Origin of the sequence: Pseudomonas sp. NMI760_13, assembly GCF_021283245.1 — a bacterium.
Classification (GTDB): Bacteria; Pseudomonadota; Gammaproteobacteria; order Pseudomonadales; family Pseudomonadaceae; genus Aquipseudomonas; species Aquipseudomonas peradeniyensis.
The window spans coordinates 98,448-115,720 of sequence record NZ_JAJSRC010000008.1 but is presented as its reverse complement, the minus strand read 5'-3'; the positions used below and the strand labels follow the sequence as shown (position 1 = coordinate 115,720).

Sequence of the window (17,273 nt, the reverse complement as noted above, 5' to 3'; positions counted from 1 at the left end):
CTCCATCACGCTTAACTTGTAGCCCTGGCGCGGCTTTTCGTCCAGTGGTCCGCCCGTGCGGTGTCCGGCCTCGACCTGTTTATACTGGTAGGAGCACCTCGTTGGGGAGCCCGTCCATGTTCGAGCTCATGCAAAGCACCCGCGCCCAGTCACTGCACCTGTTCATCGACCCACCCACGGGCCTGAAGGCCGTGGTGGTGATTCACAGCGAACAGCTGGGACCGGCCATGGGCGGCTGCCGCTACCTGCCCTATGCCGACGACGAGAGCGCCATGACCGACGCCATCCGCCTGGCCCAGGGCATGAGCTACAAGGCGGCCCTGGCCGGGCTGCCGATGGGCGGTGGCAAGGCGGTGATCGTGCGCAATCCGCACGTGGAGAACCGCGCAGCGCTGTTCGAGGCCTTCGGCCGCTTCGTCGACAGCCTCCAGGGGCGTTTCATCACGGCGGTGGACAGCGGCACCTCGACCCTCGACATGGACTGCATCGCCCAGTCTACCCCCTACGTGACCAGCACCACCGCCTCGGGCGACCCGTCGCCCCACGCGGCCATGGGCGTGTTCGCTGGCATCCGCGCCACCTCCATGGCCCGGTTGGGCAGCGATAACCTGGAGGGCCTGCGGGTGGCGGTGCAGGGCCTGGGCAACGTGGGCTATGCCCTGGCCGAGCAACTGCATGCGGCGGGCGCCGAGTTGCTGGTCAGCGACCTGGACCCAGGCAAGGTGCGCCTGGCGGTGGAGCAGTTCAGTGCCCAACCGGTGGCCCATGAGGCCTTGATCAGCACCCCGTGCGACATCTTCGCCCCCTGTGGCGTGGGGCCGGTGCTCAACAGGCAGAGTGTGATGCAGTTGCGTTGCGCGGCGGTGGCGGGGTCGGCGAACAACCAGCTGACCACCTTGGAGGTGGCCGACCAGTTGGAGAATCGGGGGATCCTGTATGCACCTGACTACGTGATCAATGCGGGCGGGTTGATCTATGTGGCGTTGACCCATCGTGGGGAAGCCGCGGGCACCATAACCGCGCACCTGGCGCGAATTCCCACGCGGCTGACCGAGGTGTTCGCCCATGCCCAGGCGGAGAAACGCTCGCCGGCAAGGGTGGCGCAGACGTTGGCGGAGCGGTTGCTGTATGGCTGAGGCTCAGACTGGCCGCTTGTGGTGAAGATCGTTCCTCAATACCATCGAAAGGACCTCCGTCTTATTGCGCAGGGCGACTCCGAGCGGTCGTCATCTGTGATGTTTCCAGGTAGACATGAACCCATTACCCACCCTTATCCGCGAAACCTTCCCCGTCGGCCCTTTGCAGTGCAACTGCACCCTGATCGGCGACCCGCTGAGCAAGAAGGCCATCGTCGTCGATCCGGGCGGCGACGAGCAGAAGATCCTCGCCCGCCTGCAGCACCATGGCCTGACCCTGGTGAGCATCATCCACACCCATGCCCACTTCGACCATTTCCTCGCCTCGGGCAAGCTCAAGGAGCTGACCGGTGCCACGCTGCACCTGCACAAGGCCGACCAGCCGCTGTGGGAAAACCTGGAAATGCAGTGCCAGATGTTCGGCATGCCCTACACCCCGGTGCCGTCGCCGGATCGCTGGCTGAGCGATGAGGAGGAGCTGGCCTGCGGCTGCGGCGTGGCGCTGCACACCCCAGGGCATACGCCGGGCTCGATGAGTTTCTGGTTCGCCGAGCACAAGCTGCTGATCGCCGGCGATACCCTGTTCCGCCGTGGTGTCGGGCGCACCGATTTGTGGGGTGGCGATCAGCGGGCTATCGTTCGTTCCATCAAGGAACGGCTGTACCGCCTGGATGAGGAAGCCATCGTGGTGACCGGTCATGGTCCGGACACCTGCCTCGGCGACGAGATGCGCGAGAATCCGTTCGTGCGCGCCTGAGGTTTCATGGAATTTTTCCGCCGCGCTGCAATCCAAGGCTGGCATAGATCCGTAGGCGATCCGCTGCACTTTTGAATTTCAGTAGGAGCTTGTCCATGTTCACCATGCGTCGTCTGATTATCGTCGCTACCGCCGCCGCCCTGATGTCCGGTTGTGCCAGCCCCAACCCGTATGACAACCAGGGCCAGGCGCAGGGCTCCACAGGGATGAGCAAGACCGCCAAGTACGGTGGCCTGGGCGCGCTGGCCGGCGCCATCGCCGGTGCCGCCATCGATCACAACAACCGCGGCAAGGGCGCGCTGATCGGCGCCGCCGCGGTGGGCGCCGCCGCCGCCGGCTACGGCTACTACGCCGACAAGCAGGAAGCCGAGCTGCGGGCCAAGATGGCCAACACCGGCGTCGAGGTGCAGCGCCAGGGCGACCAGATCAAGCTGATCATGCCGGGCAACATCACCTTCGCCACCGATTCGGCGAACATTTCCCCGAGCTTCTACTCGCCGCTGAACAACCTGGCCAACTCGTTCAAGCAGTTCAACCAGAACACCATCGAGGTGGTGGGCTTCACCGACAGCACCGGCAGCCGCCAGCACAACATGGACCTGTCGCAGCGCCGTGCCCAGGCGGTCAGCACCTACCTGACTTCCCAGGGCGTGGACTCGTCGCGGGTCAGCGTGCGTGGCATGGGGCCGGACCAGCCGATCGCCAGCAACGCCGACGCCAATGGCCGTGCGCAGAACCGCCGGGTCGAGGTCAACCTGAAGCCGATCCCGGGTCAGCAGTATGACCAGCAGGGGACTGTGCAGCAGTATCCGTAAGTTATAGTTCTGAACTGATGGGGCTGCTTCGCGGCCCTTCGCGGGTAAACCCGCTCCCACAGGGTTTGTGCATGACTTTGGCCTTGCGCGATACCTGTGGGAGCGGGTTTACCCGCGAAGGGGCGCGTAGCGGCCCCATCTGTTTTCAGCGCTCGGTACTGGCCTGGATCGCCGTCAACGCGATGGTATGCACGATATCGTCCACCTGCGCCCCACGGGGCAGGTCGTTGACCGGTTTGCGCAGCCCCTGCAGCATCGGCCCGAGGCTGACGCAGTCGGCGCTGCGCTGTACCGCCTTGTGGGTGGTGTTGCCGGTGTTCAGGTCGGGGAACACGAACACCGTGGCGCGTCCGGCCACCGGGCTCGACGGCGCCAGTTGCCGGGCGATCTCGGGGTTGGCAGCGGCGTCGTACTGCAACGGCCCGTCGATCACCAGGTCGTGCTCGGCCTGTTGCGCCAGGCGCGTGGCCTCGCGCACCTTTTCCACTTCCTCGTCGCTGGCCGCCGAATCGCTGGAATAGCTGAGCATCGCCACCCGTGGCGCGATGCCGAACGACTCGGCGGACTCGGCGCTCTGCCGGGCGATTTCGGCGAGCTCCGCGGCACTGGGGTGCGGGTTCATCACGCAGTCGCCGTAGACCAGCACCTGGTCGGGGAACAGCATGAAGAACACCGACGACACCAGGCTGCTGCCTGGCGCGGTCTTGATCAGCTGCAAGGCCGGGCGGATGGTGTTGGCGGTGGAGTGCACCAGGCCGGAGACCAGGCCGTCCACCTCGCCGAGGGCGAGCATCATGGTGCCGATCACCACCGGGTCTTCCAGTTGCTGTTCGGCCATCGGCGCGTTGAGGTTCTTGCTCTTGCGCAGCTCGACCATGGGTTCGACATAGCGGCCACGGATCAGCTCGGGGTCGAGCACTTCCAGGTCCGGCGGCAGGCTGATGCCCTGGGCGCGGGCCACGGCCTGCACGTCCTCGGGCTTGGCCAGCAGCACGCAACGGGCAATGCCACGGGCCTGGCACAGGGCGGCGGCCTGCACCAGCAGGGGCTCGGCGCCCTCGGGCAGGACGATGCGCTTGTTGGCCTGCTGGGCGCGCTGGATCAGCTGGTAGCGGAACACCGCCGGCGACAGGCGCAGTTCCCGTGGCGTGCCGCAACGCTGGTGCAGCCAGGCGGCGTCCAACTGGCCGGCGACGAAGTCGGTGATGAACTCGGCGCGCTCGCGGTCGTCCACCGGGATCTCGCGGTTCAGCGAGTTGAGCTGGTTGGCGGTGTCGTAGGAGCCGGTGCTCACCGACAGGATCGGCAGGCCGGCCTGCAGGGCGCCGCGGCACAGTTCGAGGATGCGCGGGTCGGGCTTGCTGTCGCTGGTCAGCAGCAGGCCTGCCAGGGGCACGCCGTTGATCGCGGCCATGCACACGGCGAGGATGATGTCGTCGCGGTCGCCCGGCGTCACCACCAGGGTGCCGGAGGTCAGCAGCGGCACGGTGTTGGCCACGGTGCGGGCACAGATGATGATCTTGCTCATGCGCCGCTGGTCGTAGTCGCCGGCGTTGAGCACCTGGGCACCGAGCAGCTCGGCCACGTCGCGGGTTCGCGGGGCGTTGAGCTCGGCCTGGTAGGGGATGCAGCCGAGCAGGCGGAAGTCGTTGCCACGCAGCAGCGGCGAATGCTCGCGCAGGCGCGTGGCGAAGTCGGCCATGCTTTCGTCGGTGCGCACTTTGTTGAGAATCACACCGAGCACCTTTGGGTCCCGCGGGCCGCCGAACAACTGGGCCTGCAGCTCGACGCGGCCGGACAGCTCGCTCAGTACCTCGTTCTCCGGCGCCGACACCAGGATCACCTCGGCGTCGAGGCTCTTGGCCAGGTGCAGGTTGACCCGGGCGGCATAGCTGGCGTGGCGGGTCGGCACCATGCCCTCGACCACCACCACGTCCTTGCCGACGCACGCCTGCTGGTAGAGGCGGATGATCTCCTCGAGCAGTTCATCGAGTTGGCCGTCACCGAGCATGCGCTCGACATGCCCCAGGCTCAGGGGCGTGGGCGGCTTGATGCCGTGGGTGCGGGCGACCAGTTCGCTGGAACGCTCCGGGCCGGTGTCGCCGGGGTGCGGCTGGGCGATCGGCTTGAAGAAGCCGACCTTGAGCCCCGCGCGCTCCAGGGTGCGCACCAGGCCCAGGCTGATGGAGGTCAGGCCGACACCGAAGTCGGTCGGCGCGATGAAAAATGTCTGCATGCGTGCTTCTCGAAATAAGCGGTGCAAGGAATTCAGCGGCCAAGGGTATCGCTAACCGCCCCTTGTGCGCACCAGCCACAGGCGAATACCTGGCCGATGCGTCGGGCGCGTTCGTCGGCGTCGAGCACCCAGGGCCGCGCCTGCCACGGCGGCTGGTGGCGCAGGTGCTGGGTGTGGCCGCAGGACAGCTCGACCACCCAGTGGCCCTCCTCGTCGAGGCGAAAGCCGGTGATCCGACTGATGGGCGGCCCTTGGTCCGAGTCGCGTTCGCAATCGGTCGATGCGTTGGTTACACTTGTCCGTTCTACATTCTTTTGCAAAAGGTCTTGCCCCATGCTGATCGCCGCCAACAAGGCTGTCTCCATCGACTATACCCTCACCAACGACGCTGGTGAGGTCATCGACAGCTCCGCCGGTGGTGCGCCGCTGGTCTACCTGCACGGTGCCGCCAACATCATCCCGGGCCTGGAAAAAGCCCTGGAAGGCAAGCAGGCCGGTGACGAGCTGACCGTTGCCATCGAACCGGAAGAAGCCTACGGCGAGTACTCGGCCGAACTGGTCAGCACCCTGAACCGCAGCATGTTCGAAGGCGTCGACCAACTGGAAGTCGGCATGCAGTTCCACGCCTCGGCGCCGGACGGCCAGATGCAGATCGTCACCATTCGCGACATCGACGGCGACGACGTGACCGTCGACGGCAACCACCCGCTGGCTGGTCAGCGCCTGAACTTCAAGGTCAAGGTTGTCGACGTGCGTGACGCCAGCGAAGAAGAAATCGCTCACCGTCACATCCACGGTGAAGGTGGCCATCACCACTGATTTTCTGCGCTAAGCTCAGAGAGTCGCCAGGCGCTCGGGCAAGCCGGACTTGCCCTCCTCAGGAGGGTGGACGGTTTGGCCGCGCGCCTTTTTAGTGGGCGGGATTCGCCCCAGCGGCAATCGGGAACCTGAGAGGGGATTTCATCATGAGTGCATTTCACGACCTGACGTTGAAGGCGTTGAACGGTGAGGACCTGCCGCTGGCCCCGTTCAAGGGCCAGGTGGTGCTGGTGGTCAATGTCGCCTCCAAGTGCGGGCTGACGCCGCAGTACAAGGCCCTGGAGAACCTGTATCAGGATTACCGGGACAAGGGCTTCAATGTGCTGGGCCTGCCGTGCAACCAGTTCGCCGGCCAGGAACCTGGCAGCGAGAAGGAAATCCAGGAATTCTGCAGCCTCAACTATGGGGTGAGCTTCCCGCTGGGCGCCAAGCTCGAGGTCAACGGCCCGCAGCGTCATTCGCTGTACCGCCTGCTGGCGGGCGAGGGCGCCGAGTTCCCCGGCGATATCACCTGGAACTTCGAGAAGTTCCTGGTTGGCAAGGATGGTCGGGTGCTGGCGCGTTTTGCCCCGCGTACCGCGCCGGACGATCCGACCGTGGTGCAGGCGATCGAGAAGGCGCTGGGCTGATCCATACCCACACCCCTGTAGGAGATTACGCAGCCCTTCCTGGCTGCGCTGTCGCGCAGGGAACAGGGTTCCAGCGTGGGAGCGGGCTTGCCCCGCGATCACCGGCGAAGCCGGTGCCAAACGCCGCATCGCGGGGCAAGCCCGCTCCCACGCTGCTCCAGTCAAATCACAGAATTATGTTTTGTTCCATGAGAGCGGCGTCATATACCTCTGCCCTAGGCCGTCAGAACGCTACCGACGTCTGCACATACAGCGTCCGCGGCTCGCCCACGTACTTGCCCTTGTTGTTGTCGTCGAACGAGCGGGTGTAGTACTCGCGGTTGAACAGGTTCTTCACTCCCACCGCCACCTTCAGGTTCGAAAGCGCAGGGCCGAAGTCATAGCCGGCGCGGGTGCTGACCAGCATGTAGCCGGGGATGCGCCCGGTGCTGCCGTCGGCGCTCTCGCCGCCGGTGTTGGCGTTGTCGGCGTACTGGCTGCTCTGGAAGCTGCTGTCCAGGTTCAACTGCCACGGGCCTTCGGTGTAGCCGATCCCCAGCGTGCCCTTGTGGCGGGACGAGAACGGTACCTGGTTGCCCTTGTTCGGGCCGTCCTCGCGGATGGTGGCATCGACGAAGGCGTAGCCGGCGTGCACGTCGAAACCGGCCAGGGCCGGGCTCAGGCCGTCGAGGGCGTAGCGCACGCTGGTTTCGATGCCCTGGTGACGGGTTTCGCCACGGGCGATCACCGAGTCGTTGGTCTGGTTGCTTTCGTACTGGTTATCGAAATTGATCAGGAAGGCGCCGATCTCGGCCTGCAGGTCGCCATTGTCGTAGCGAGTGCCGACTTCCCAGGTGCGCGCCTTCTCCGGTTTCACCTCGCCGCTGCTGACCCGGTTGGGCATTTGGCTGTACTGCACGCTGCCGAACGAGCCTTCGGTGTTGGCGTAGAGGTTCCAGTTGTCAGTGAGGTGGTACATCACGTTCAGTGCCGGCAGGGCGGTGTTGTAGCTGCCCTGGTACTGCTGGCCATTGAGCTTGTTGCTCTGCTCGGAGTCGATCATCTCGTAGCGGATGCCCGGGGTGATGGTCCAGCGGCCGATGTCGATGCGGTCGTCCAGGTAGATGGCGTGGGCTTCGGTGCTGCCGCGGGTGTCACGGTCGTTGCGGCTGGCGGTGGTCGGCAGGGCGCCGTTGACCGGCTCGCGGTAGCGCAGTTCATGCCCGGCCTCGTTGACGTAGCGGTAGCCGATACCCAGCTCGTGCCAGCTGTCGCCCAGGGCCACGCCCTGCGAGAAGCGGGTCTCGATGCCGCGCACCCAGTACTCGCGTGGCGACAGCGAGACGAAGCTGCCCTGGTCGAGGTAGCCGCTGCGCAGGGTCTTGGTGAAGAAGCTGTTGACGCTGAACTGGCGGTCGTCCTGCTTGTAGTCGTAGCCCAGGTTGAACAGCGTGCGGCGGCCCCAGAACTTGTCCTTCAGGCGGGTCGACTGGTACGGGTCGGCGTCGAAGTCGGCAGTGCTCAGGCCGCCGGGCATCTCGGCTTCACCCTCGTAGTACTGGGCCATGGCGTGCAGGCTGTTGGCTTCATCCAGTTGCAGCTTGCCCTTGAGCATCAGGTCGTCGATCTGCGTGTCGCTGTGTTCGCGCCAGTCGCTGCCGCGGGTGCCGGAGTAGAGCAGGGCGCCGCCCAGGCCGTTGGCATTGGTGCCGCCGATCAGCAGGTTGGCGCTGTTCTTCAGGCCATCCTGGCTGGACGAGGGGCTGATCTGGTTCTGCATCGCCGCCTTGAAGGTGGCTTCTTCAGGGATGGCGCGGGTGACGAAGTTGACGATGCCGCCGACGTTCTGCGGCCCGTAGCGCACCGCGCCGCCGCCGCGCACCACGTCTACGGCGTCCATGTTGCCCAGGCTGATCGGTGCCAGCGACAGCTGCGGCTGGCCGTAGGGGGCGAAGGGCACGGGGATGCCGTCCATCAGCACGGTGGAGCGCGAGGCCAGGCGCGGGTTCAGGCCACGGATGCCGAAGTTCAGCGCCAGGTCATGGCTACCGGTGCCGTTGTTTTCCGGGGCGTTAACGCCGGGGATGCGGTTGAGCACTTCGCGGGCGCTGCTGGCACCGCTGCGTTCGAACTCCTCACGGCGCACCACGTCGCGGGCGCCGGCATGTTCGAAGACGTTGTCCTGGCGAGCCTCGGCCAGCCAGTCGCCGACCACGGTCGAGGCGCCCAGCTCGACCGGGGCGTTGCCGCCCATGGCCGGCAGCGGTTGCAGGCTGTAGGCGTTGTCGGTCTCCTGGCGCGCCTGCAGGCCGCTGTCGCGCAGCAGGGCATCGAGCCCCTGGCCGACCTCGTACTGGCCCTCCAGGCCCGGGCTGCTCAGGCCCTGGGTCAGGCCCGGGCTGAACGAGATCAGCGCGCCGCTTTCGCGACCGAACTGGTTCAGGGCCTGTTCCAGTGTGCCGGGCGCGATGTGGTAGGCGCGGGGCTCTCCAGCCAGGGCGAGCGGGGCGGCGAGGATCAGGGCGTAGGCTAGGGGGCTGAGGCGCAGGGGCATGTGACGGAGGTCCTGTGACAAGGGGTTCTGTCTTCTCTGTCACGCGAGGTTTGGAAAATGGCTCAACTGATTTGAAATAATTTTGGGTTGGAGCCGATAATCGTGGGAGCGGGCTTGCCCCGCGATGGCCATGTCGGTTGCTTGCCTCTCAACCCGTTGACGCAGCCTCGAGCGACACCCAGTACCGGGTGAACCGCCGCACCTTTACCGGCAGTGTCACTTCCAGCATCTCCAGGATCTGCTCACTGTCTGCCAGCGGATACGATCCGGAAATCCGTAGATCGGCCACCCGCTCGCTGCATCCCAACTGCCCGAGTCGATACCGCGACAGCTCGGCGAGAAAGTCACCCAGGCGCATCTGCGACACCACCAGCATGCCCTCCACCCAGGCCGCCCGGTTAGGGTCCAGCGGTGCGATTGCCTGCCAGCCGCCTTGCGCGAAACGTGCCTGATGCCCGGCCAGCAGCGGTGTGCCGGCCACGCTGGCGCTGCCGCTGAACACCGATACCAGGCTGAAACCATCGAACTGACGGACGTCGAAGCGTCCGCTGTGCAGATGCAGCTCGCCCTGGGCCGTGGCCAGGCGCAGTGGCCGTGGATCGTTGATCACCTCGAGCAGCAGCTCGCCTTCCTGCAAGCGCACCAGGCGCTGCCGGCCGTCGAAGCGCACGTCGGCGGCGCTGCGGGTGTTCAGGTGCAACTGGCTGCCGTCGTCGAGGGTCAGGCGGCGGCGCTGGCCGACCGGGCTGCGGTAGTCGGCCATCAGCCCGGGTAGTGGATTGTGTTGTTGCAGGCCGAGCCCGGCGGCACTGGCCACTCCCGCCAGCAGCAGCGCCTTGAGGGCACGGCGCCGGGCCGGCGACGGCGGTGCCTGCAGGGTGGCGTGGACCACCGGGGCGGCGACGCCGCGCAGGCGCTGGTTGACCTGCTGGATATGGGCCCAGGCCCGCTGATGTTCGCTGTCGGCCTGCAGCCAGCGCTCCAGGGCCTGGTGCTGGTCGAAGTCGTCGCTCTGCGACTCGATCAGCCAGTGTACCGCCTGTTCGGCGATCTGCGAGGAAAAGGCAGCGTTCACAGGGGCAGCCCTTCCAAAGTGTTGAAAATTGGCGTCCGGTTTGGATTTGCCGGGGCCGCTGTGCGGCCCTTTCGCGGCGCAAGGCCGCTCCTACAGGTGACCGCGCCCCCTGTAGGAGCGGCCTTGTGCCGCGAAAGGGTCGCAAAGCGACCCCGGCAATCTTGAATTGGAGCGTTCATATCCAAAAAATCGCAAAAACCTCGAAAGGCAGGATTCACAAGGCGAAATAGCAGCGCAAGGCTGCCTTGTGCAGGTAGCGCTTGACCGTCGCCAGGGAAATGCCCAGCTCGCGGGCGATATCCCCCTGGCCCAGGCCATCGACCTGGGCCAGCAGGAAGGCACGCTTGACCAGCGGTGGCAGGCTATCGAGCAGGCGGTCGAGTTCGAGCAGGGTGTCGAGGATGATGGCTTTGTCTTCCTCGCTGGGGACCACCTGCTCGGGTAACTGGGCCAGGGCCTCGAGGTAGGCGCGCTCCAGCTCCTGGCGGCGGAAGTGATTGCACAGCACGCGCTTGGCCACGGTGGTGAGGAAGGCACGGGGTTCGATCAGCTGCGGTGCCTCGCGGGCCTGGAGCAGGCGCAGGTAGGTGTCCTGGGCCAGGTCGGCGGCACTCTGCGGGCAGCCCAGGCGTCGTCGCAGCCAGCCGGTCAGCCAACTGTGATGGGCGTGGTAAAGGCCTTCGACGGTGGAAGAGAGGGCACTGGACACCGATACGACTCCGGCGCCGCAAAGCGCAACTGGAAGTAAGAATTGTTCGCATTGTATTCATGCCACCGGTGTTCGGCAATCGCTGCCGACGCAAGGCATGCCTACCGCTGGCGCCGGCATGCTTTGCTTATGAGAATTGAAATCATTAGTATTGCAACCCCAATTCCCGGACCCTCGCCATGAAGAGCAAAGCCGCCGGCCTTCCCCTGAGCTACCGCCTGGCCGTGACCTCACGCAGCCTGGCCGCGTTGCTGGGCGGTTACCTGCTGGCGTCGATGGCCAGTGTCTGCATAACCCTGCTCGCGCCGATGACCCAGGCCGACGCGACGATGACCGGGATGATGCTGTCGTTCGTCTTCTACCTGATCGCCTTCATCTGGTGCTTCGCCTGCCGCAGTGCCTGGCGCGCCTGGTTGGGCGTGCTGCTGCCAAGCCTGGCCCTGGGGCTGATCAACGCGCTGGCCTACTGGATGAACCTGCCATGAAAGAAGGCTTCCGCCAGGCCATGGCCTGGCTGCATACCTGGACCGGCCTGATCTTCGGCTGGCTGCTGTTCGCCATCTTCCTTACCGGGACGCTGTCGTACTTCAAGGAAGAAATCAGCCACTGGACCCAGCCCGAGGTGCAGAGCCATCCGCTTGACCCGGTGAGCAGCCTCGGGCTGGCCCAGCGTTACCTGGAATCCAATGCCGGCCACGCCAGCACCTGGTTCATCCGCCTGCCCAGCGAGCGCGAGGCGGCGCTGAGCGTCAGCTGGCGCGACCCGAACGGCGGCGGGCGCCGCGGTTTCACCGACAAGGAACTCGACGCCCGCTCCGGCGAGGCGGTCGAGGCCCGTGACAGCCGTGGCGGCGAGTTCTTCTACCGCTTCCACTTCCAGCTGCAGATGCCCCACCCCTGGGGCCGCTGGCTGTCGACCTTCTGCGCCTTCATCATGCTGCTCGGGCTGGTCACCGGGATCATCACCCACAAGAAGATCTTCAAGGAGTTCTTCACCTTCCGCCCGGGCAAGGGCCAGCGTTCCTGGCTCGATGGCCACAACGCCATCGGCGTGCTGGTGCTGCCGTTCCACCTGATGATCAGCTACAGCAGCCTGGTGATCTTCATGTACATGGTCATGCCGGCCAGCATCCTGGCCAGCTACGGCGACAGCAGCGGCTATTTCAACGATGTGTTCGGCCGCGACGAAGTACCCAAGACGGCGGCTCAGGCCGCGCCGTTGGCACCACTGACCGAACTGTACGCCAAGGTCCAGGAACAGGCGCCGGGTGCACGCATGGGCTACATCCAGGTGCACAATCCCGGCGACCGCAACGCCCGGGTCACCTTCACCCGCGCCTCGGCCGACAGCGTCGCCTACCAGCGCAGCGCCATCTGGACCTTCGATGGCGTCAGTGGCGAACTGCTGCGACGTGGCGCGCCGGAAAGCGCGGCGATGACCACCTCCTTCACCTTCGTCGGCCTGCACATGGGCAATTTCGCCGGGCCCTGGCTGCGCTGGCTGTACTTCGTCTTCGGCGTGGCCGGCACGGCGGTGATCGGCACGGGGCTGGTGATGTGGCTGGGCAAGCGACAGCTCAAGCATGCCAAGAGCGAGCGCATGCCTGGCGAGCTGCGCCTGGTCGAAGCGCTGAACATCGCCAGCATGAGCGGCCTGTTGCTGGGCGTGGCGGCGTTCTTCTGGGCCAATCGCCTGCTGCCGCCGGCCATGGACGGGCGGGCCGACTGGGAGATAAACGCCTTCTTCCTGGCCTGGGGTGCGTCATTGCTCCACGCCATGCTGCGCAGCGGGCGCCGTGCCTGGGGCGAGCAACTGACCCTGGGGGCGCTGGCGTTCGCCGTGCTGCCGGTGCTCAACGCGCTGACCACCGACAAGGGGCTTGATCATTCCATCGCCGCGGGTGACTGGGCGATGGCAGGTTTCGACCTGACGGCGCTGGCCACCGGCCTGTTCCTGGCCTGGGCCGCCGGCAAGATGTTGCGTGCGCCCAAGCCGGTCGCCAAGCGTGCGCCACGCGCCGCCAAGACCGTGGAGGCGAGCTGATGCTGGGTGTCGCGCTGATGGGCTTCGCCGGTTTCGCCAGCCTGTGCCTGGCCATGGAAAAGCACTTCAACGACCTGCTCGGGCGCAAGCCTACGAGCCGGCAACTGCGAGCCCTGAAGGTCGGGGGCTGGGCGTTGTTGTTGCTGTCGTTGATCCTCGCCGTGCACGGGCGCGGCTGGGGCCTGGGCCTGGTGGAGTGGATCGCCGTGCTGATGGCCGGGGTGACGCTGTGGGTGTTCGGCCTGCCTTACCAGCCGCGCCTGCTGCTCGGCGCGGCGCTCGCCAGCCTGGTGCTCGGACCGCTGCTGGCCGTGCTGGCGGTCTAGGCCCTTGAGCGACTCCGAGGCTGGCGGCGGTCGGGCGCGCTTTCTCCAGGTGTTCCTGGCCCAGCGCGCACGCATGGAGGCGCTGGTCAGCCGGCGTGTCGGCTGCCGCGCCACGGCGTCGGACCTGGTCCAGGACCTGTTCCTGCGTTTCTGGCGGCGCCCCGAGGTGAAGGTCGAGGCGCTCGACACCTACCTGCTGCGCAGCGCCAGCAACCTGGCCATCGATTATCTGCGCAGCGAAGGCAGCCGCGACCGGGCCGCCGAAGGCCTGCACGACCCCGACGAGGCGCAGGGCAGCCAGGCCCCTGAGCAGGCCCTGGAGATTGATCACGACTTGCAGCGTATCGAGACGGCCCTGCGGGCGTTGCCCGAGCGCACGCGGCAGATCTTCCTGCTCAACCGCATCCATGGCTGCACCTACGGTGAGATCGCCAAGGCCATGCAGTTGTCCCAGAGCACGGTGGAAAAGCATATGATGCGCGCCCTCGAAGCGTGCAAGGCGAGCGTCGCCGAACCCGCGTCCCCACTGCGCCGGCCAGGGAGCGCCCGTCGATGAGTCTTGAACAGCCGATCACTGCCGCCCAGTCCCAGGCCGCCCTGCGCTGGCTGGGGCGCATCCAGCAGCAGCCGGCGCAGGCCGAGGGCGCGGCGTTCAAGCGTTGGTTGCTGGAGAGCCCGGCCCATCGCCAGGCCTATGCCGAGGCCCAGGCGCTGTGGCGCCTGAGCGAAGCACCGGCGGCGCGGCTGGCGGCCGAGGAGCGAGAGGGCCTGCAACAGTATCTGGACGCCATGCGCCGACCCGCGCGCAAGCGGCCGTGGTGCGGCCTGGCGGTGGCGGCGTGTCTTGTGCTGGCGCTGGGATGCGCGGCGGGCTGGCAGCCGCAGTTCTGGCTGCAGGACCTGCGTGCCGACTACACCAGCGGCGCGCAGGTGCGGCAGGTGACCCTGGCCGATCATTCGCGGCTGACCCTGGACGCCGGCACAGCCGTGGCGGTGGATTTCGCCCAGGGCGAGCGGCGCGTGCGGTTGTTGCGCGGCGCCGCATTCTTCGAGGTGACCCATACCGGCGAGCCGTTCCTGGTGGATGCCCAGGGCGGTGAAGTGCGGGTGCTGGGGACCCAGTTCGAGGTGCGCGGGCAGGGCGATGGCGCCCAGGTCACCGTGCGCAGCGGCCGCGTGGCGGTGACGGCGGCCGAAGGGCAGGCGGCCCGCGAGCTGACCGCCAACCAGCAACTGGCCTATGCCGACGGTGTGCCCGGTGGGATCGAGGCGGTAGACAGTGACAGCCGCCTGGCTTGGCGCCAGGGCTGGCTGAACTATTATCAGGTGCCGTTGGCGCAGGTGGTCGAGGACCTTGGGCGTTACTACCCTGGGCGAATCCTGTTGCTTGACGGTGAGCTGGGGCAGCGCAGGGTCAGTGGCAGTTTCCCGGTGGCGGAACCACTGTCCGCGCTGGATTCGCTGGGCAAGGTGATGGGTTTCTCGCGGCAGACGCTGCTGGGGCGGCTGACCGTCTTGCGTTGACCTGAGCCGACGCCATCGCGGGGGTTGCGCGGTCCCTGTAGGAGCGGGCTTGCCCCGCGAAGACGTCGGTGCAGCAAAAATTTTTCGATCAGGTGATGAGGTATCCCCCCACGGCATCCGTGTAGTGAGTGGAAGTGCGATTCATTCGCAAACGATCATCCCTCTCACAGGTCCGCGTCCATGAAGTTCACCCCGCGTTGCGTCCCGCTCTGGTTCGGCCTCTGCTCCCTGCCCGCTATCGCCATCGCGCCCCAGGCCCTGGCCGCGCAGCAGAGCCAGGTCTACAGCTTTGCCCAGCCAAGCCAGCCGCTGGCCCAGGCACTCAACGCCTTCAGCCGCGCCACCGGGCAGAGCGTGGTCTACACCCTGGTCCTGCCGGATGTGCAGGCCCCGGCGCTGAACGGCACCTTCGACGCCGACCAGGCGCTGCAGCAGTTGCTCGGCAACTCGGGCCTGGCCTGGCGCCGCCTCGACGCCCGCACCCTGACCCTGGAGCCGGTCGACAGCTCCGGCGCGCTGAACCTGCAGGCCACCACCATCAACTCGCAGCTGGACGACTACAGCTACCAGCCGCCGGCCAGCGCCTCGATCATGCGTGGCCAGGGCGCGACGCTGGACATCCCCCAGGCCGTCAACGTGGTCCCGGCCCAGGTGATCCGCGACCAGGCACCGCGCAACCTGGACGATGCCCTGTACAACGTCAGCGGCATCACTCAGGGCAACAACTTCGGCGGTACCGCCGACACCGTGATGAAGCGCGGCTTCGGCGACAACCGCGACGGCTCGATCATGCGTGACGGCATGCCGATCGTGCAGGGCCGCGCCCTCAACGCCAGCACCGAGCGGGTCGAGGTGCTCAAGGGGCCGGCCTCGCTGCTGTATGGCATCCAGGACCCGGGCGGGGTGATCAACGTGGTCAGCAAGCGCCCGCAACTGCAGCAGTACAACGCCCTGACCCTGCGTGGCTCGACCTACGGCAGCGGCAAGAACGGCAGCGGCGGCGGCCTGGACAGCACCGGGGCGCTGGGCGACAGCAACCTGGCCTACCGCTTGATCGTCGATCACGAGGACGAGGACTACTGGCGCAACTACGGCGTGCACCGCGAGTCGCTAGTGGCGCCGTCGCTGGCCTGGTACGGCGAGGACACCCAGGTGGTGCTGGCCTATGAGCACCGCGAGTTTCTCTACCCGTTCGACCGTGGCACCGCCTTTGGCAGCGACGGCCACCCGTTGAACATTCCCGTCACCCGTCGCCTCGACGAGCGGTTCAACGACATGGAGGGCCGGTCCGACCTGTACCGCCTGGAGGTCGACCATCGCCTGGCCGATGACTGGAAACTGCACTTCGGCTACAGCTTCAACCGCGAGACCTACGACGCCAGCCAGGTTCGCGTGACCGGCGTGGATGAAAGCAAGGGCACGCTGTCACGCAGCATCGACGGCACCCAGGGCGCCCTGAGCCGCGACCAGTTCGCCACCCTCAGCCTCAACGGCAGCGTTGAGCTGGCGGGCATGCGCCACGACCTGGTGGTCGGTGTCGACCACGAAGACCGCAAGGTCTACCGCGCCGACCTGATCCGCCAGAATAGCCGCTCGACCTTCAGCTACCTGAACCCGGTCTATGGCCGCGAAGTGGAAGGCACCAGCGTGCGCGCCAGCGACAGCGACCAGACCGACAAGCTGCGCACCGATTCGCTGTTCCTGCAGGACGCCTGGCACCTGGACGAGCACTGGATTCTGGTGGCCGGCGGGCGCTTTCAGCAGTACGACCAGTACGCCGGGCGCGGCCGGCCGTTCAACGTCAATACCGACACCAGCGACCAGACCTGGGTGCCCCATGCGGGCGTGGTGTACAAGGTCGATGACCAGCTGTCGTTGTATGCCAGCTACAGCGAGTCGTTCAAGCCCAACTCGACCATCGCCCCGCTGAGCATCGGCGGTGGCCGCACCCTGACCCTGGACTCAGGTATAGCGCCGGAGGAGGGCAAGTCCTGGGAAATCGGGGCCAAGCTCGATGTGCCGGGGGAGGTGACCGGTACCCTGGCGTTGTTCGACATCACCAAGCGCAACGTGCTGGTGGCCGATGGCGACACCCAGCCGGGCACCATTCTCTACAGCAACGCGGGCGAAGTGCGCTCACGGGGCGTCGAGCTGGACCTGACCGGCCAGCTCAGCGAGCGCTGGAGCCTGATCGGCGCCTACGCCTTCACCGACGCCGAGGTGACCAAGGACCCGCAGCTCAAGGGCAATCGCCTGCAGAATGTCGCCCGGCACAGTGGTTCGCTGTCGGCGGTGTATGACTATGGCAGCCTGTTCGGCGGCGATCGCCTGAGACTGGGGGCTGGTGCGCGTTATGTGGGGGAGCGTGCGGGGAACGCCACCAATGATTTCGACCTGCCGGCGTACACGGTGGCGGATGCCTTTGCCAGCTATGAAACGAAGTTGGACGAGCACAAGGTGCGGCTGCAGCTGAACGTGAAGAACCTGTTCGACAAGGTGTATTACAGCTCGGCGGTGAACCGGTATTTCGTCGCGGTGGGGGATGCGCGGCAGGTGAGCTTGTCGAGTACCTTGGAGTTCTAGATCGCCGGGACCGCGTTGCGGTCCTTTCACGGCACGAGGCCGCTCCTACAGGGTAACGCGGTCTCCTGTAGGAGCGGCCTCGTGCCG

At 66.4% G+C, this 17,273-nt stretch carries 16 protein-coding genes; 11 read left to right on the top strand and 5 right to left on the bottom strand.

Annotated elements, in window-relative coordinates:
* Positions 1-116 precede the first annotated feature (116 nt).
* The 3 genes from LU671_RS11180 to LU671_RS11170 all read left to right on the top strand — a co-directional run bounded on the left by LU671_RS11180 (position 117) and on the right by LU671_RS11170 (position 2,708).
* Positions 117-1,136: a Leu/Phe/Val dehydrogenase gene (locus LU671_RS11180; protein WP_232855706.1), complete on the top strand. Its 1,020-nt coding sequence runs from the start codon at positions 117-119 to the stop codon at positions 1,134-1,136.
* A gap of 115 nt (positions 1,137-1,251) precedes the next feature.
* Positions 1,252-1,893, top strand: a complete 642-nt coding sequence (locus LU671_RS11175; RefSeq protein ID WP_232855705.1) for an MBL fold metallo-hydrolase — start codon at positions 1,252-1,254, stop codon at positions 1,891-1,893.
* A gap of 95 nt (positions 1,894-1,988) precedes the next feature.
* Positions 1,989-2,708: an OmpA family protein gene (locus tag LU671_RS11170; protein WP_028689530.1), complete on the top strand. Its 720-nt coding sequence runs from the start codon at positions 1,989-1,991 to the stop codon at positions 2,706-2,708.
* A 145-nt stretch (positions 2,709-2,853) separates the two neighbouring features.
* Here the strand turns inward: LU671_RS11170 and pta are convergent, their stop codons facing one another.
* A complete protein-coding gene (pta, locus tag LU671_RS11165) occupies positions 2,854-4,944 on the bottom strand; it encodes a phosphate acetyltransferase (RefSeq protein ID WP_203650604.1) in 2,091 nt (696 codons plus the stop codon).
* 32 nt (positions 4,945-4,976) lie between these two features.
* Positions 4,977-5,279, bottom strand: coding sequence for a DUF3565 domain-containing protein (locus tag LU671_RS11160; RefSeq protein ID WP_232855704.1), 303 nt, complete (start codon positions 5,277-5,279; stop codon positions 4,977-4,979).
* Between LU671_RS11160 and LU671_RS11155 the strand changes: the two genes are divergently transcribed.
* Together LU671_RS11155 and LU671_RS11150 are read left to right on the top strand one after the other, a co-directional pair.
* Positions 5,278-5,763, top strand: a complete 486-nt coding sequence (locus tag LU671_RS11155; RefSeq protein WP_050706853.1) for an FKBP-type peptidyl-prolyl cis-trans isomerase — start codon at positions 5,278-5,280, stop codon at positions 5,761-5,763. The genes LU671_RS11160 and LU671_RS11155 overlap by 2 nt on opposite strands.
* Before the next feature lie 146 nt (positions 5,764-5,909).
* On the top strand, positions 5,910-6,392 hold the full coding sequence (locus tag LU671_RS11150; RefSeq protein WP_203650605.1) for a glutathione peroxidase: 483 nt from the start codon (positions 5,910-5,912) through the stop codon (positions 6,390-6,392).
* Between the two features lie 223 nt (positions 6,393-6,615).
* Here the strand turns inward: LU671_RS11150 and fecA are convergent, their stop codons facing one another.
* The 3 genes from fecA to LU671_RS11135 all read right to left on the bottom strand — a co-directional run bounded on the left by fecA (position 6,616) and on the right by LU671_RS11135 (position 10,709).
* A complete protein-coding gene (gene fecA / locus LU671_RS11145; protein WP_232855703.1) occupies positions 6,616-8,925 on the bottom strand; it encodes a TonB-dependent Fe(3+) dicitrate receptor FecA in 2,310 nt (769 codons plus the stop codon).
* A gap of 148 nt (positions 8,926-9,073) precedes the next feature.
* The gene (locus LU671_RS11140) at positions 9,074-10,000 is read right to left on the bottom strand and encodes a FecR domain-containing protein (RefSeq protein ID WP_232855702.1); all 927 of its coding nucleotides are present in this window, start codon (positions 9,998-10,000) and stop codon (positions 9,074-9,076) included.
* 214 nt (positions 10,001-10,214) lie between these two features.
* Positions 10,215-10,709, bottom strand: a complete 495-nt coding sequence (locus LU671_RS11135; RefSeq protein ID WP_232855701.1) for a sigma-70 family RNA polymerase sigma factor — start codon at positions 10,707-10,709, stop codon at positions 10,215-10,217.
* Positions 10,710-10,888: 179 nt separating this feature from the next.
* Here LU671_RS11135 and LU671_RS11130 point away from each other — a divergent pair, with 179 nt between their 5' ends.
* From LU671_RS11130 to LU671_RS11105, 6 genes are all read left to right on the top strand, one after another.
* Positions 10,889-11,194, top strand: coding sequence for a DUF3649 domain-containing protein (locus LU671_RS11130; RefSeq protein ID WP_186712930.1), 306 nt, complete (start codon positions 10,889-10,891; stop codon positions 11,192-11,194).
* Positions 11,191-12,753 carry a PepSY-associated TM helix domain-containing protein gene (locus tag LU671_RS11125; RefSeq protein WP_232855700.1) on the top strand — a complete coding sequence of 521 codons (1,563 nt, stop codon included), beginning with the start codon at positions 11,191-11,193 and terminating at the stop codon, positions 12,751-12,753. Before LU671_RS11130 ends, LU671_RS11125 begins: the two co-directional genes overlap by 4 nt.
* Entirely contained in the window at positions 12,753-13,079 is a 327-nt protein-coding gene (locus LU671_RS11120; protein WP_232855699.1) for a DUF3325 domain-containing protein, read from the top strand. Before LU671_RS11125 ends, LU671_RS11120 begins: the two co-directional genes overlap by 1 nt.
* Before the next feature lie 4 nt (positions 13,080-13,083).
* Positions 13,084-13,635 carry an RNA polymerase sigma factor gene (locus LU671_RS11115; RefSeq protein WP_232855698.1) on the top strand — a complete coding sequence of 184 codons (552 nt, stop codon included), beginning with the start codon at positions 13,084-13,086 and terminating at the stop codon, positions 13,633-13,635.
* Positions 13,632-14,603, top strand: coding sequence for a FecR family protein (locus LU671_RS11110; RefSeq protein WP_232855697.1), 972 nt, complete (start codon positions 13,632-13,634; stop codon positions 14,601-14,603). Before LU671_RS11115 ends, LU671_RS11110 begins: the two co-directional genes overlap by 4 nt.
* Positions 14,604-14,783: 180 nt before the next feature.
* The gene (locus LU671_RS11105) at positions 14,784-17,186 is read left to right on the top strand and encodes a TonB-dependent siderophore receptor (RefSeq protein WP_232855696.1); all 2,403 of its coding nucleotides are present in this window, start codon (positions 14,784-14,786) and stop codon (positions 17,184-17,186) included.
* Positions 17,187-17,273 lie beyond the last annotated feature (87 nt).

What these genes read in the sequence shown, in the direction of transcription:
- LU671_RS11180 (WP_232855706.1), top strand. Translation starts at nt 117, where the DNA reads ATGTTCGAGCTCATGCAAAGCACCCGCGCCCAGTCACTGCACCTGTTC.
- LU671_RS11175 (WP_232855705.1), top strand. Translation starts at nt 1,252, where the DNA reads ATGAACCCATTACCCACCCTTATCCGCGAAACCTTCCCCGTCGGCCCT.
- LU671_RS11170 (WP_028689530.1), top strand. Translation starts at nt 1,989, where the DNA reads ATGTTCACCATGCGTCGTCTGATTATCGTCGCTACCGCCGCCGCCCTG.
- pta (WP_203650604.1), bottom strand. Translation starts at nt 4,944, where the DNA reads ATGCAGACATTTTTCATCGCGCCGACCGACTTCGGTGTCGGCCTGACC.
- LU671_RS11155 (WP_050706853.1), top strand. Translation starts at nt 5,278, where the DNA reads ATGCTGATCGCCGCCAACAAGGCTGTCTCCATCGACTATACCCTCACC.
- LU671_RS11160 (WP_232855704.1), bottom strand. Translation starts at nt 5,279, where the DNA reads ATGGGGCAAGACCTTTTGCAAAAGAATGTAGAACGGACAAGTGTAACC.
- LU671_RS11150 (WP_203650605.1), top strand. Translation starts at nt 5,910, where the DNA reads ATGAGTGCATTTCACGACCTGACGTTGAAGGCGTTGAACGGTGAGGAC.
- fecA (WP_232855703.1), bottom strand. Translation starts at nt 8,925, where the DNA reads ATGCCCCTGCGCCTCAGCCCCCTAGCCTACGCCCTGATCCTCGCCGCC.
- LU671_RS11130 (WP_186712930.1), top strand. Translation starts at nt 10,889, where the DNA reads ATGAAGAGCAAAGCCGCCGGCCTTCCCCTGAGCTACCGCCTGGCCGTG.
- LU671_RS11125 (WP_232855700.1), top strand. Translation starts at nt 11,191, where the DNA reads ATGAAAGAAGGCTTCCGCCAGGCCATGGCCTGGCTGCATACCTGGACC.
- LU671_RS11120 (WP_232855699.1), top strand. Translation starts at nt 12,753, where the DNA reads ATGCTGGGTGTCGCGCTGATGGGCTTCGCCGGTTTCGCCAGCCTGTGC.
- LU671_RS11110 (WP_232855697.1), top strand. Translation starts at nt 13,632, where the DNA reads ATGAGTCTTGAACAGCCGATCACTGCCGCCCAGTCCCAGGCCGCCCTG.
- LU671_RS11105 (WP_232855696.1), top strand. Translation starts at nt 14,784, where the DNA reads ATGAAGTTCACCCCGCGTTGCGTCCCGCTCTGGTTCGGCCTCTGCTCC.